The organism is Nocardia alni (assembly GCF_019038435.1).
Lineage (GTDB): Bacteria > Actinomycetota > Actinomycetes > Mycobacteriales > Mycobacteriaceae > Nocardia > Nocardia alni.
Map to the genome: position 1 here is coordinate 1 of NZ_JAGPOX010000200.1, position 14,173 is coordinate 14,173.

At 68.2% G+C, this 14,173-nt stretch carries 12 protein-coding genes and 1 riboswitch; of the genes, 5 read left to right on the forward strand and 7 right to left on the reverse strand.

Going from position 1 to position 14,173, the window contains the following annotated elements:
- Positions 1 to 238 precede the first annotated feature (238 nt).
- From dprE2 to JZ791_RS40535, 3 genes are all read left to right on the forward strand, one after another.
- Positions 239 to 1,000 carry a decaprenylphospho-beta-D-erythro-pentofuranosid-2-ulose 2-reductase gene (dprE2, locus tag JZ791_RS40525; RefSeq protein ID WP_216902678.1) on the forward strand — a complete coding sequence of 254 codons (762 nt, stop codon included), beginning with the start codon at positions 239 to 241 and terminating at the stop codon, positions 998 to 1,000.
- A gap of 242 nt (positions 1,001 to 1,242) precedes the next feature.
- Positions 1,243 to 2,490, forward strand: coding sequence for a precorrin-6y C5,15-methyltransferase (decarboxylating) subunit CbiE (gene cbiE / locus JZ791_RS40530; RefSeq protein WP_216902697.1), 1,248 nt, complete (start codon positions 1,243 to 1,245; stop codon positions 2,488 to 2,490).
- 57 nt (positions 2,491 to 2,547) lie between these two features.
- A complete protein-coding gene (locus JZ791_RS40535; RefSeq protein ID WP_308163422.1) occupies positions 2,548 to 3,297 on the forward strand; it encodes a cobalt-precorrin-6A reductase in 750 nt (249 codons plus the stop codon).
- A 165-nt stretch (positions 3,298 to 3,462) separates the two neighbouring features.
- Here the strand turns inward: JZ791_RS40535 and JZ791_RS40540 are convergent, their stop codons facing one another.
- From JZ791_RS40540 to JZ791_RS40560, 4 genes are all read right to left on the reverse strand, one after another.
- Positions 3,463 to 3,999: a PadR family transcriptional regulator gene (locus JZ791_RS40540; RefSeq protein WP_216902682.1), complete on the reverse strand. Its 537-nt coding sequence runs from the start codon at positions 3,997 to 3,999 to the stop codon at positions 3,463 to 3,465.
- A gap of 60 nt (positions 4,000 to 4,059) precedes the next feature.
- Entirely contained in the window at positions 4,060 to 6,447 is a 2,388-nt protein-coding gene (cobJ, locus tag JZ791_RS45725) for a precorrin-3B C(17)-methyltransferase (protein WP_254207209.1), read from the reverse strand.
- A 371-nt stretch (positions 6,448 to 6,818) separates the two neighbouring features.
- The gene (locus JZ791_RS40555; protein ID WP_216902684.1) at positions 6,819 to 7,457 is read right to left on the reverse strand and encodes a precorrin-8X methylmutase; all 639 of its coding nucleotides are present in this window, start codon (positions 7,455 to 7,457) and stop codon (positions 6,819 to 6,821) included.
- A 324-nt stretch (positions 7,458 to 7,781) separates the two neighbouring features.
- A complete protein-coding gene (locus JZ791_RS40560) occupies positions 7,782 to 8,219 on the reverse strand; it encodes an Lrp/AsnC family transcriptional regulator (protein ID WP_216902686.1) in 438 nt (145 codons plus the stop codon).
- A gap of 146 nt (positions 8,220 to 8,365) precedes the next feature.
- On the opposite strand from JZ791_RS40560, the gene ddaH reads away from it, so the two are divergent.
- A complete protein-coding gene (gene ddaH, locus JZ791_RS40565) occupies positions 8,366 to 9,250 on the forward strand; it encodes a dimethylargininase (RefSeq protein WP_254207211.1) in 885 nt (294 codons plus the stop codon).
- 168 nt (positions 9,251 to 9,418) lie between these two features.
- Here the strand turns inward: ddaH and cobG are convergent, their stop codons facing one another.
- The 3 genes from cobG to JZ791_RS40580 all read right to left on the reverse strand — a co-directional run bounded on the left by cobG (position 9,419) and on the right by JZ791_RS40580 (position 11,592).
- On the reverse strand, positions 9,419 to 10,615 hold the full coding sequence (gene cobG, locus JZ791_RS40570; RefSeq protein ID WP_216902689.1) for a precorrin-3B synthase: 1,197 nt from the start codon (positions 10,613 to 10,615) through the stop codon (positions 9,419 to 9,421).
- A gap of 379 nt (positions 10,616 to 10,994) precedes the next feature.
- Positions 10,995 to 11,333, reverse strand: coding sequence for a hypothetical protein (locus tag JZ791_RS40575; RefSeq protein ID WP_216902690.1), 339 nt, complete (start codon positions 11,331 to 11,333; stop codon positions 10,995 to 10,997).
- Between the two features lie 4 nt (positions 11,334 to 11,337).
- The gene (locus JZ791_RS40580; protein WP_216902692.1) at positions 11,338 to 11,592 is read right to left on the reverse strand and encodes a hypothetical protein; all 255 of its coding nucleotides are present in this window, start codon (positions 11,590 to 11,592) and stop codon (positions 11,338 to 11,340) included.
- Positions 11,593 to 11,780: 188 nt separating this feature from the next.
- Positions 11,781 to 11,852: riboswitch (adenosylcobalamin-variant (AdoCbl-variant) riboswitch) on the forward strand.
- 46 nt (positions 11,853 to 11,898) lie between these two features.
- On the opposite strand from JZ791_RS40580, the gene JZ791_RS40585 reads away from it, so the two are divergent.
- Positions 11,899 to 14,173: cobaltochelatase subunit CobN (locus JZ791_RS40585; protein WP_216902694.1), on the forward strand; the 2,275-nt coding region annotated here is incomplete at its 3' end.

A 14,173-nucleotide genomic window follows, 5' to 3' on the forward strand; every position in this document is an offset into this window, starting at 1 on the left:
GAGTGCGGGTGTAGGTGTGGGTCCGGTAGGGGCTGGCGGTGTGGTTACGGGTGGTAGGGGATCTGTCGGCCACGATCGGGGCTGTGCTGGGCGATGAGTGCGGGTGTAGGTGTGGGTCGGGAGGGGCTGGCGGTGTGGTTACGGGCGGAGGCAGGGCTGTGGGTCGCTATCGGGTGGGTTGTGGGTGGAGGTGCGGGCCTGGCTGGTGGCTGCTGGGTGCGGTGGCAGACTGTGCGCCATGGGTGTTCGGGCGGAGGGTGTCGATGCGGGTGCGATCGTGCTGTTCGGGGGGCGTAGTGAGATAGGGCTCGAGATCGTGCGGCGGTTGGCTGACGGTCGGGTGGTGGTGTTGGCTGCACGGCGCAGCGGCGATCTGGAGCGCGAGCGCGCAGAGGTCGTGCGGGCCGGTGCGACGGGGGTGCACTGTGTGGAGTTCGACGCCGACGATATGGCTTCTCACGAGTCGATGCTGGAGAAGATCACCGCCGAGCATGGGCGGATCGGCGTTGCGGTGCTGGCGTTCGGGGTGCTCGGTGATCAGGGGCGGGCCGAACGGGAGCCGGAGGCGGCGCTCGCGGTGTTGCGGACCGATTTCCTGGCGCAGGTGTCATTGCTGACCATCTTGGCGAATATGCTGCGCGCCCAGGGGGATGGGCAGTTGGTGGTCTTCGGTTCGGTGGCGGGCTTCCGGGTGCGCCGGGCCAACTATGTCTACGGTTCGGGCAAGGCCGGGCTGGATGGATTCGCCACCGGACTGGCGGATGCGTTGCACGGCACCGGAGTTCATCTCCTGCTGGTGCGTGCGGGCTTCGTGATCGGCCGGATGACCGAGGGAATGGACCCCGCGCCGTTCTCGGTGACCCCCGGCAGGGTCGCCGATACCGTTGTCGCCGCCCTGCGTGCCCGCCGCCCCCTGGCCTGGGCTCCGCCGATGATGCGGCCGATCTACTTCGCCTCCCGCTTCGTCCCGCGCGCGATCTGGCGGAAGCTGCCCCGATGAGCGCAGCATCAACTCCGTCTTTCCCATCTGCCATGTGGGAGGTGGTCGACATCTCGGGTGGTGTTCGGGTGGTGCGGGGAGGTGGGTGTGATGCTGGAGCGGTCCGGTGAGCCGAGTTCGGAGTGGTGCGGTGAGCTGATTGTGGTCGGGCTCGATGGAGGGACGGTCTCGGGGTGGCTGTGTGGGAGGTGGTCGACATCTCAGGTGGTGTTCGGGTTGGTGCGGGGAGGTAGGTGGTGACGTTGGAGTGGACCGGTGAGCCGATTGTCGTGGTCGGGATCGGAGCCGATGGGTGGGCTGGGCTCGGCGAAGCGGCGCGTGAGGTGGTCGGGCAGGCCGAGGTGGTGTTCGGGTCGGCGCGGCAGTTGGCCTTGATACCCGATGATAGGGCCGAGCGGGTTCGGTGGCCGTCGCCGCTGATTCCCGCGCTTGCTGGATTGCTTGCCGCGCATCATGATTCGAAGGTTTGCGTGCTGGCCAGCGGGGATCCGATGTTCTATGGGATCGGCGTTACGCTGGCGAAACTCGTTGGTCCCCGGGCGCTTCGCGTTTTTCCGCAGCCGTCCTCGGCGGCGCTGGCTTGTGCTCGGCTCGGGTGGGGGTTGGCGGAGACTCCGGTGGTCAGCGCCGTGGGACGGCCAGTCGAGACGATTCTGCCGGAGTTGGCCGACCGGCGCCGGATTCTGCTGTTGAGTGCGGATCAGCGCACACCCGGTGAACTTGCCGATCTGTTGTCGCGCAACGGGTTCGGGCGCTCGGTGCTGACGGTAGCGGAGCAGTTGGGCGGTCCGGCCGAGCGAATGGAGTCCGGGACCGCGCATACCTGGACACGGCCGCCGGGCGATCCGCTGAATATCGTCGCCGTGGAGTGCGTGGCCGACCCCGGTGCCACGCGGCTGACCCGGCTGCCCGGACTGCCGGACGGCGTGTACGCCGGCGACGGCCAACTCACCAAGGCCGAGGTGCGCGCGCTATCGATCGCCGCGCTGGCCCCCGCGCCCGGCGAACTGCTGTGGGACGTCGGTGGCGGGTCGGGCACGATCGCCATCGAATGGTGTCGCACCCACCCGGCTTGCCGTGCAATCACTTTCGAGCGATCCGAGCCGAGGCGGCGGCAGATCACCGACAACGCCGCGGCCCTGGGTGTCCCCGGAATCACCGTGCTGGGCGAGGTCCTCACCGAGTTGTCCGGCCGCGAGGTCGACCGGCCGGCCGCGATATTCCTCGGGGGCGGGCTGACCCAGCCGGATCTGTTCGAAAAATGCTGGGCCCGATTGGCATCCGGAGGGCGGTTGGTCGCCAACGCGGTCACCGCGGAGTCGGAGGCGTGCTTGCTCGCGTGGGCGGGTGAATACGGCGGTGCACTGCGCCGGTTCCAGATCTACCGGGCCGAACCGCTCGGTGGATTCACCACGTGGCGCCCGCACCTGCCGGTCACCCAGTGGACGGTGGTCAAGGGCGACCCCGACGATCTCGCGAGGGAAAGGTGACATGCGCTCAACTCGGAGTATGACGGATTCTGCCGCTCCCTTGTGCACTCGCCGGTCGTGAGAGTCCTGATTCTCGGCGGCACCAGGGAGGCTCGGGATCTCGCCGAAAGGGCAACCGCCGAGCATGGATTGGAGATCGTATCCTCGCTCGCCGGGCGCGTCCGCGAGCCGGTCCTGCCCGCCGGTGCGGTGCGGGTGGGAGGCTTCGGTGGGGTCGATGGCTTGCGGGAGTGGTTGGGGGGCAATGATATCGATGCCGTGGTCGATGCGACTCATCCGTTCGCGGGCACCATGTCCGCGCATGCGTCCGCAGCCGCTTCGGTGCTCGGACTACCGATCCTGCACGTACGCCGGCCTGGCTGGCGAGAGGACTCGGACGATCGATGGTTGCGCGTGCCCGATACCGCTGCCGCCGCGGATACTGTTGTAGGACTGGGTAATCGGATATTCTTGACTATCGGCCGCCAAGAGGTCGGTGCGTTCGCGGCCCTGACGACGCAGTGGTTCCTGATCCGCTCGATCGATCCGCCTACCACCGCGCTCCCGCCCGATCACGAATTACTCCTGGCCCGTGGGCCGTTCGCCGTCGATGACGAGGTGCGACTGCTCACCGAGCGGCGCATCGACGCACTGGTCACCAAGGACAGCGGGGGAGAGTTGACGTCGGCGAAACTGGCCGCCGCCCGTGCATGTCGCATCCCGGTGGTGATGATCGACCGCCCGCCCCTACCGGCGGGTGCCATAATCGTGGAGTCCGCGGCGGCAGCGTTGAATTGGTTGCGCGTCTTGGCCGATTCCGCACTCTGACACACGCGTTCCCGTTTGCTTCCTCGGCGAACTCGTGATTGTCGCGGCGTGCGCTGTCCCGCGCCGATATCACGAACCGAGGCGAACAATCGCGGGACGACGCGTCGCCCACGCCACGTGTTCTCGGACGGGATTCGGCGCGCGGAAATACGGGTGGCGTGCGGCTCAGCGCGATTCCGGAGCAAGCAGGCCTGGGAGACGATCGAACCACTCCAGGACGGTGCGCTCATAGGAGATCCCGAAGTCGAGAGTGGCGCGTTCGCAACGGGATTTCGGCTCGTCGACGTCGGTGAGGTAGTGCTCGAGCCGCTGCTCGTGGATCGTGCGGTTGGCCGCGATGATCCGATTCAGGCGTGCCGGTTCGACGAATTCGCCGAACGCCAGGGTCAGCAGCAGCGGAACACGGATGGTCTCCGCGCCCGGATCGCGGGCGATCCACTGCGCGAACGCCTCTCGCCCCGCCTCGGTGATGTGATACGGAGTGCGTTCTCGTATCCCAGTTTCTCCCTTGCGTACCAACCCTTTTCGGTCCATCGTGGCGAGTTCTCGATACACCTGGCTCTGCGTGATCGTCCAGAAGTCGCCGATCCGCTCCTGTGCCACGGTGACCAGATCCCACCCCGCCATCGGCCCCTCGTGGAGAAAGCCCAGGAGCGAGGCCGCCGTCGAATTCAATTCTCGCTTCGATTCATCCTCTGCCATGCGCGCACCCTTCCATCAATGTTCCATAGTGGAATATTAACGCTCGGATCCGCACCCGGGTCACGGCGCGGCGTAGCGGCGTGCGGTGTAGACGCGGGCGCCCGAGGGAGTGTCGAAGGTTGTCGTGGTGGAGGCCCCGATGATGAGCAATGTGCGCATGTCCACCTCCGTGGGGTCGAGGTCGGCGAGGGTGATCACCCGGACCGATTCGGTGGGCCCGCCGACGTCGCGGCCCAGCACGACCGGAGTGTCCGGCTTGCGATGCTCCAGCACCAGATCGCGCAGCGCGGCGACCTGCCAGGTGCGCTGCGAAGAGGCCGGGTTGTAGACCGCGATGGCCATATCGGCCGCGGCGACCGCCGAAATGCGCTGTACCACGGTCTGCCATGGTTTCAGGCGATCCGACAGCGAGATCATCGCGAAGTCGTGCCCCAGCGGGGCGCCCACCCGGCTCGCGACGGCCGCGGCCGCGGTCATTCCCGGCAGCACCCGCACCGGGACCTCGCGCCACTGTGGATCGGCGGACTCCTCGATCACCGCGGCGGCCATCGCGAACACGCCCGGATCACCCGAGGACACCACGACTACTGTCGCACCGCCCTTGGCCAGATCCAGTGCCATGGCGGCACGCTCGGACTCCACCCGATTGTCGCTGGCATGCCGCCGCTGTCCCGCGCGCACCGGAATCCGGTTGATGTACGTGGTGTAGCCGACGATATCGGTTGCTTCGGCCAGGGCCCGGGTGACCTCGGGGGTGGTCCATTCGGCCGAGCCGGGGCCCAAGCCGACCACGATCACCTCGCCGCATGAGGGAGAAACTCCCTGCGGTCCGGACAGCTCCGCTGCGGAGTCGAGTCGTTGGGTGTTCGTGGTGCGGTACCGATCCCCGGATGGTACGGAATTTCCACCGGGCTGGTCGCCCGGGGTTTCTGTCGGTGCGGAATCCGTGTGTAGCGCAGACTGTTCCGGGCGTGCGGACAGTGACGCGGCATCGACGGTGCTGGGCTGTGTTGCTGTGGTGGGGGCTGCTGTCAGCGGGCGGACTGCGACAGCGCTGCGGGGCTGCGCGGGCGAGGTTAGTACCTGCTCGGTGTCGGAAACGGGCGCCGACGCGGCATCGACGGTGCTGGGCTGTGTTGCTGGGGTGCGGGATTCGGTTTCTGGCAGCGGGGGGACTGCGATAGTGGTGCGGTACCGGTTGCCGGATGGCGCGGAACTCTCACTGGGCTGGTCGCCGGGGGTTTCTGTCGGTGCGGAATCCGTGTGTAGCGCAGACTGTTCCGGGCGTGCGGACAGTGAGGTGGCATCGGTGGTGCCGCGTCGCACTGTGGTGTGAGATTCGACTGCTGTCGGCGGGCGGACTGCGACAGCGGCGTGAGGCTGCGCGGGCGAGGTTTGTACCTGCTCGGTGTCGGAAAGGGACGTTGACGCGGCATCGACGGTGGGCTGTGTTGCTGGAGTACGGGGTTCGGCTGTTGTCGGTGGGGTGACTGTGACAGCGGTGTTGGGTTGCGTGGCTGCGGCTTGTGTCTGGTTGGTATCGGAAGTTGCAGGGGTGAGCGGGATCTCGGTGGTCACCGGGGGGCCGGGGACGATCGTGATCGCGAAGTACGGTACGTCGGCGTCGGCGGCGTCGGCGGCGTGCAGGACCTTTTGGCGTCCGGTGCTGGCGCGCTCGACGTAGTATGCGTCGTCGAGGCGACCGGCGTCCGAGAGTGCCTGCCGCACACCGGGATAGGTACGTCCCAGTTTCATGATGGCGGCGGCGTCGGCGGTGGCGAGGTGGCGGGTGAGCTCCTCGGCCGGCAGGGTGCCGGGCAGCACCGTGAGCACCTGGTCGCCCTCCACCAGCGGGGTGCCCAGGGCCGCGGACGCCGCGCTCACCGAGGTGATGCCGGGGATGATCTCGGCGTCGAACCGGCCCGCCAGCCGGCGGTGCATGTGCATGTACGAGCTGTAGAACAGCGGGTCGCCGGCCGCGAGCAGCGCAACCGTGCGACCGGCCGCGAGATGGGCGGCCAGGGTGGCCGCCGCGCGCTCGTAGAACTCATCGATCGCGCCCTGGTAGCCGCCGGGATGGTCGGTCGTCTCTGTCGTCACCGGATAGACCAGATGTTCCTCGAGTTGCCCGGGGCGCATATACCGGGCGGCGATCCCGCGCGAGATGCTGCGGCCGTGCCGCGCGCTGTGGAAGGCGATCACGTCGGCTTCACCGATGATCCGCGCTGCCTTGACGGTGACGAGTTCAGGATCTCCAGGTCCGAGCCCAATTCCCCACAGCTTGCCGGGGAGGACTCGCGGTGCGTCCGGTATCGGCTCTCGCGCGGCCTCACTCGAGTGGTGAACGGTTTTGGGTGCGCGGTCCGAACCGGGATGCGCGAGGGTGGCCGGCATCACCCCGACGGCTTGCCCAGGCGGGAACTCCGGCTGGTGGCCCGGGCTCGGCATGTCCGGTACGGCTACCCCCGCTCGCTCGTTCGTGCCGCCGCTGTGTTCCGCAGTGGGCGATCGGTCGGCCGTTTCCGCCGTTCGCTTGTCCGTGCCTTCGCCGTGCTTCGGGGTGGGCGAAGGGTCGGTGGTGTCTGCCGTTTGCCGGTTTGCGGTTTCGCTCTGCTTCCGAGTGGGCGAGGGTTCGGCTCTGCCTAGCGGCCGCCGGTTCGTGCCGTCGCTGTGTTCCGGGGTGGGCGAAGGGACGGTGGTGTCTGCTGTCCGCTGGTTCGTGCCGCCGCTGTGCTCTGGGGTGAGCGAGGGCTCGGTTGCGTTTGTCGTTCGTTCGCTTCTGCGGTGTTCGCTGGAAGAGGGTACGGCGGCGGGATGGCTCATTCCTGTTCGCTCGCAATCGCATTCAGTGCCGCGGCGGTGATGGCGCTGCCGCCGCGGCGCCCGCGGACGGTGAGATATTCGATGCCGTGGCCGAATTCGGTCAGTGCCTGCTTGGATTCCGCCGCGCCGACGAAGCCCACCGGAATGCCCAGCACCGCGGCCGGGCGGGGTGCGTCGTCGTCGAACATGTCCAGCAGGTGGAACAGCGCGGTCGGGGCGTTGCCGATCGCGACTACCGCACCGTCCAGGCGGTCTCGCAGAAGTTCCAGTGCCGCAACAGATCTCGTATTGTTCATGGTGAGCGCCAGATCCGGTACACGGGGGTCGGCCAGCATGCACAGCACCTCGTTGTCCGCGGGCAGGCGCTTGCGCGTCACCCCTGACGCCACCATGGTGGCGTCGCACAGAATCGGTGCACCGGCCCGCAGCGCGTCCCGCGCCCGCGCGACGACCCCGTCGGTGTAGTCGATATCCGCGGCCAGATCGACCTGCCCGCACGCGTGGATCATCCGCACCACCACCTGCGCGACATCGGCCGGGAACCGTGCCAGATCGGCCTCGTTCCGGATGGTCGCGAACGAGCGCCGATAGATCTCGGCCCCGTCGGTCAGATAGTCGGTACGCACATCGGACATGCTGAACACCCTAAGTGGTGCGTCGTTGGGGATGTCCACGCCCCGGGCCGAGCGCGGGGTGTACACGCATTCGGCACGCCTACACGGCACTGTGCGGCTCATGTGAACGCTGCGCGTGGCGGCCCCCGGGGTGTGTGCGCTGCGTGTGGCGGAAAGGTGCGCTGCGTGTGGGGCCGGGGTGTGCGCTGCGTGTGGCGGGAAGGTGCGCTGCGTGCGGGGCCCGGGGTGTGCGCTGCGGGTGGCGGTCAACGGTATGTCGTTGCGCGGCGCCCCTGATGTGCGATGTACCCACCGGGCTACGCGGTCGGAGACCCCCGTGGTGTGTCAGGTGCGGGGGCGCTCGAGTAACCGGGACATGACGATGCTGCTGCGCGTACGGCCTACGCGGGTGTTCTCGCGGATGCGTTCCACGGTGGACTCGATCTCGGCCATATCGGTCGCCATGACGTGGACCAGGGCGTCGGCCTCCCCTGCGATGGTCCAGACGCCGACGACCTGGGGGATCGGCTCGAGCGTACGGCGCAGTTCGGCCGGGGAGATGTTGTCGCGGTAGTAGACCTCGACGTACGCCTCGGTCCGCCAGCCGAGCGCGGTCGGGTTGACCTGCGCGGTGAAGCCGGTGATCTGACCGCCGGTCACCATGCGGTCGACGCGGCGTTTCACCGCGGGCGCGGACAGGCCCACGACCGCCCCGATCTCCTGGAACGAGGCGCGCGCGTGCTCGAGCAGGTGGGCGAGGATGTCGCGATCGATATTGTCCACGGTTCCTCCGTGTGTGAGTTTTACTACACCAGTGTGCAATGAATCGCTGTATTTATACTGATCTGCACAATAAATCGCTGTTCCAAGCGTAACGATACGCAGCTTATCGTCATTTCAACCTCGTAACTCGACCCTTGGGAGTCCCGTTGACGTCGGTAGCCACCCTGCGCGCACCCGAACCGTCCGGTGCCCGCCGCTCAGTCCCGCGCCGGTATCTGATGTGCCGTCCCGATCATTTCGAGGTCCGCTACGCCATCAATCCCTGGATGGACACCACCGCGCCGGTGGATCGCGTCCTGGCCCTCGCCCAGTGGGAGACGCTGCGCGCGACCTACGAACGGCACGGTCATCGGGTCGAGGTGATCGCCGGGGAGCCCGGACTGCCGGACATGGTATTCGCCGCCAACGGAGGCCTGGTGATCGGTGACCGGGCGCTGTCGGCACGCTTCGCCAACGCGGAGCGCATCGCCGAGGGGCCGTCCTATCACCGCTGGATGGCCGGACTGGGCATGCGCAGCCTGGTGGCCGCGATCGAGATCAACGAGGGAGAAGGCGATTTCGCGGTGACGCCCCGGCATATCCTGGCGGGCACCGGATTTCGTACGGCTTCGGCGGCGCATCGCGAGGTCGAGTCGCACTTCGAGCGCCCGGTGATCTCGCTGGAGCTGGTCGATCCGCGCTTCTACCACCTGGATACGGCCCTGATGGTGCTGGGTGACACCATCGCTTACTATCCGTCTGCCTTCGCCCCTGCCAGTGCGGCCCTGTTGGCCGAGCTTTATCCCGGCGCGGTCATCGCGACCTCCGAGGACGCGAATGTCCTGGGCCTCAACGGTGTCTGCGACGGCTACCACGTATTTCTCAGCGACCGTGCCGTCGCCCTGGCCCGGCAGCTGGAGTCGCGCGGCTATAGCCCGATCGGCGTCGACATGTCGGAGTTGCTGAAGGCGGGCGGCAGCGTCAAGTGCTGTACCCTCGAAATCCACTGCGGGACATCGGAACCGCCGCAGTCGAGTGAAGCCCCCGAGTGATCCTGGTCCGGCCTCACGCTGCATTCTCCGGCCTCGAAACTCTGGTTTCCGACAATCTTGCCCGAAGAATGCAGCGGGAGGCCGGTTCTCTGGATCCCGTGGGCGCATTCTCGGAGTAACCCCGTGGCTTCCGGGGGTAACCCCCCCGCGCCGACGTAGCGCCGGGGGTTACTCGTTCCGAAGCGGGGTGACGCGATAGCCGTCGGAGCCCGCGACGATATCGGCGACCGCGCCTTTGGGGCGTCCGCAGCGTCGCTCGCAGCCGGACCAGTGCTGGCGGCCCGCGACGGCGACCGAGTCCGGGGCGACGGGCGCGGTATCGTCCAGTGCGGCTTGATCTGTAGTCGCGGGTAGGACGCGGCCTTCGGTGACTGCCGCGGCGGCGTCCGCGCGGACGTCGGTGTGGGACTTGGCACAGCCGGGCCTTCCGGCGCAGGCCGATACCAGTAGCCAGGGGGAGGCCGCGTCGAAGATCAGACCCATCGGGGCGAGTACGCGAACGACCTGCTCGGCCGTCCACTCGTCCATATCGCTCAGCACGAGGCTGCGCCACGGCGTCAGCACGATCGGGCGGTCGACGGCGGCGAGGAATTCCGCGGTCCGGGCGGGCAGGCTGCCCAGCGGCACACCCGCTCCGAGGCTCACCAGGCCGTCTTGCTGGTCGAACCAGCCGATCGGAATATCCTGGGGCGCAGTGAATTCCAGTGGGTCCGCGGTGGGTTCCAGGCTCAACGCCGCGGCGATGCGGCCGGATCCGTCGGGAATCTCGTGCAGTCGCCACTGTTCGCCGCGCACGCTCTGGAATTCGTGCGCGGCCGCGATCAGGACCGCGACGAGTTGCGCACTCGGCACACGGATTCCGCTGTCTCGCCCGCCCAGCAGCAGCGCGTAGTCCTCGCCGACGGCGTGCCCGCCGAAATCCCCGCCCAGGCCGCTGATATCGCCACGCCCGTCGTCGAGGGTGAACAGCACCCGGCCGGGCAACTCAGCCAGCGCGGGCGCCGCGCGCAGGGCCGCGTCCAGCTGCGGCACCAACTCGCGCACATCTGTGAGGCCGCCGACCAGTCCGGACAGTGGCGAGGCGAGGATATTGCGCACCCGCTCGTGCGTGGGACTCGGCAGAAGATCCGCCCCCGCGAGCCGCTCGGCCAGCGCGGCGGCGTCGCGAATCCGGCGCAGTTGCACGTTCCCGCGCGAGGTCACCTCGATCGCCCCGTCACCCAGATCCCGGGCGGCCTCGGCCAGCACCTGCAACTGGTCCGCCCGCAACCGCCCCCCGGGCAGCCGGATGCGAGCCAGCGGCCCATCGGCCGCCTCGTGCAGCCGCAGCACACCAGGGCAGGAATCAGCCTCGACACGAGTCATAGCGAAACCTATTCTGCCTCTGCTTCGCTCCCGGCCGGTTTTCGGCATGCAGATCACCTAACCGGGAAGCCTGTCGCATCGTGGACAGGAATTCCGCATTTCCTGGGGAGGGAGACGGTCGCACTCGAGACTCGGACCGGCGGGGCGGGGCACATTGATGACAGAGAGGAGTGTGATGTAGCTCAGATCCAGCGCACGCGCACGACTCCACCGCGCGTGGAGGGATTCCGGCGGGCGTGGCGGGATTGTGGTGCGTGGCGGGATTGTGGTGCGTGGCGGGATTGTGGTGCGTGGCGGGATTGTGGTGCGTGGCGGGATTGTGGTGCGCGGCGGGATTGTGGTGCGCGGCGAACGCGCCCGCAGGCGCGTTCGCCGCTTGTCAGGACCGGGCCTGCCGGTGGTGGGCTGGGACCGCGGTGAGCATGCTGCGTCTGCGCAGGGAGCGGGGGGTTTGGTCCCACTTGTCGGCCAGGAGGTTGGGGGTGGAGTGGCGGTCGACGTGGTCGCGGTGGACCGTGGTGCTGATGACGACCAAGCCGTAGAGGAAGGTGAGGATCAGCAGGATTCCGGCTGCCGTCGCCCAGCCGGTGTTGCCGCTGGCGGCGGCGGTCAGGGTCATGGCCAGGGCGGCGAAGCCGACCAGCAGGCAGAAGTAGGCGGACCAAGCCGCGAAGTGATTGCGCCGAACCCAGGTGGGCATCGCCGGTGGTATCGGCATACGATCAGCGTCCTGTCCAGGCGGTCCGCCGAGGGATACGGCGGCGGCGCGACCACAACGGGGCGGGAACGTAGCTGTCGGACAACAGATGCGGTTTCTCGTGGTGACGGACCCGGTCCTGGTGGGCGGTGGATTCGAAAACCAGCAGACCGACGACCGCGATCGCCGCGCACGCCCCGGCCGCGATGATGGCCAGCGTCCCGCGCTGCTCGGCGGCGGACGCGACGGCCATCGCCAGCAAAGCGACGGCAACCATCATGCTGACAATTCCTGACCAGGCAGCGAAGCGGTTCCGCCTGGCCCATCCTGGTGAGTGTGGCATATAACGAGCGTACGCCGGTGATGTCTGTTTCGGGAGGGGAAATAGCAGGTTGGTATGGGCTCTGCGTCGAGCGTCGGCGAGGTGGAGTCGGGACCTGTCGTGGGTGCGCGGTAGCATCCCGATGCCCGCCGACAACGAGGAAGCCGGTGCAATTCCGGTACGGTCGCGCCACTGTGACAGTCAGACCCTTCCGGCGGGGCGTAACTCCGTGATGGGCGCGCAAACCCGAGGAAAGGCCGAACCGTGATTCTGCTGCTGTCCACCTCCGATACCGATCTGCTGTCCGCGCGAGCCAGCGGGGCGGATTACCGGCTGGGCAATCCGGCGCGCCTGCTGCTGGACGATCTGCCCGCGCTGCTGGATGGCGTGGAACTGGTGGTGGTGCGCATCCTGGGCGGTCGCCGGGCCTGGGAGCAGGGCCTGGACGCGGTGCGTGCGAGCGGGATTCCAGTGGTCGCCCTGGGCGGTGAGATGGCGCCCGACGCCGAGTTGATGGAGTGTTCGACCGTGCCCGGCGGCGTCGCCGCGGACGCGCACAACTACCTGGCGGCCGGCGGCGCGGGAAATCTGCTCCAGCTGCACAACTTCCTGTCCGACACCGTGCTGCTCACCGGACACGGCTTTCAAGCGCCGGTGCACCTGCCGAACTGGGGTGAACTCGAGCGCGCCCCGCGAGCTGTCGACGGGCCCACGGTCGCCGTGCTTTACTACCGCGCGCAGCATCTGGCCGGGAACACCGGTTATATCGAGGCGTTGTGCGCGGCGATCGAGGATGCGGGCGCGCGCCCGCTGCCGCTCTACTGTGCCTCGCTGCGCACCGCCGAACCCGCGCTCATCGACACGCTGCGCACCGCGGACGCGCTGGTGGTCACCGTACTGGCGGCGGGCGGTACGAAACCGGCCGCGGCGTCGGCGGGTGGCGACGACGAGGCCTGGGATATCGGCGCACTGGCGGATCTGGACGTGCCGATCCTGCAGGGTCTGTGCCTGACCTCCGGGCGCGAGCAGTGGGCGACCAGCGACGAGGGCCTGTCGCCGCTGGACGTTGCCACGCAGGTGGCCGTGCCCGAATTCGACGGTCGGATCATCACGGTGCCCTTCTCCTTCAAGGAGTTCGACGCCGACGGACTGTCCACATATGTTCCCGATCCCGAACGCGCGGCACGGGTGGCCGGAATCGCGGTGCGGTATGCGCGGCTTCGACATATTCCGGTGCGCGACAAGCATATCGCCATCGTGCTGTCGGCCTACCCGACCAAGCACGCGCGCATCGGCAACGCGGTGGGCCTGGACACCCCGGCCAGCGCGATCACGCTGCTGTCCCGGATGCGTTCGGCCGGTTACGATCTCGGCTCACCGGGAGAGATCCCGGGCCTCGAGCAGGGCGACGGCGACGCGCTCATTCATGCCCTCATCGCGGCGGGCGGCCAGGATCCGGACTGGCTGACCGCGGAACAGCTGGAGGGCAACCCGATTCGCATCGGCGCCGACGCTTACGGCGCCTGGTTCGCCACGTTGCCCGACGATCTGCGGGACGCCGTCATCGAGGCGTGGGGTCCGCCCCCGGGCGAGATGTACGTGGACCGCTCGACCGACCCCAAGGGCGAAATCGTCATCGCCGCACTGCGATTCGGCAATATCGTGCTGATCGTTCAGCCGCCGCGCGGATTCGGCGAGAACCCGGTCGCCATCTACCACGATCCGGATCTGCCGCCGAGTCACCACTATCTGGCCGCCTACCGCTGGCTGGCCGCGCCGGACGGCTTCGCCGCCGATGCCATGGTGCATTTGGGCAAGCACGGCAACCTGGAGTGGCTGCCGGGGAAGACTCTGGGCATGTCCGCGTCCTGTGGCACCGATGCCGCGCTGGGCGACCTGCCGCTGATCTACCCATTCCTGGTGAACGATCCGGGCGAGGGCACCCAGGCCAAGCGCCGCGCCCACGCCACCCTGGTCGACCACCTGATCCCGCCGATGGCGCGCGCGGAGACCTACGGCGACATCGCCCGCCTGGAGCAACTGCTGGACGAGCACGCCAACATCGCCGCGCTCGACCCGGCCAAGCTGCCCGCGATCCGCCAGCAGATCTGGACGCTCATGCGCGCGGCGAAGATGGACCACGACCTGGGCCTGGCCGAACGCCCGGACGAGGAATCGTTCGACGATATGCTCCTGCACGTCGACGGCTGGCTGTGCGAGATCAAGGATGTGCAGATCCGCGACGGCCTGCACATCCTCGGCCAGGCCCCGAGCGGCGAGGCCGAGGTGGACCTGGTCCTGGCCATGCTGCGTGCCCGCCAGCTCTGGAGCGGTGAGGATCACGCACCCGGCCTGCGAGAGGCGCTCGGGCTCGACGAATCCGGCGACGAGTCGCGCGAGCGGGTGGACGCCGCCGAGAAGGTGGCTCGCGAACTGGTGGCGGCGCTGCAGGCCGCCGATTGGGATGTCGAGGCTGTCGACGGGATCACCGAACGAGTGCTCGCGGCCTCGGGTGCGGGGCCTTCGGACGGGTCGGTGG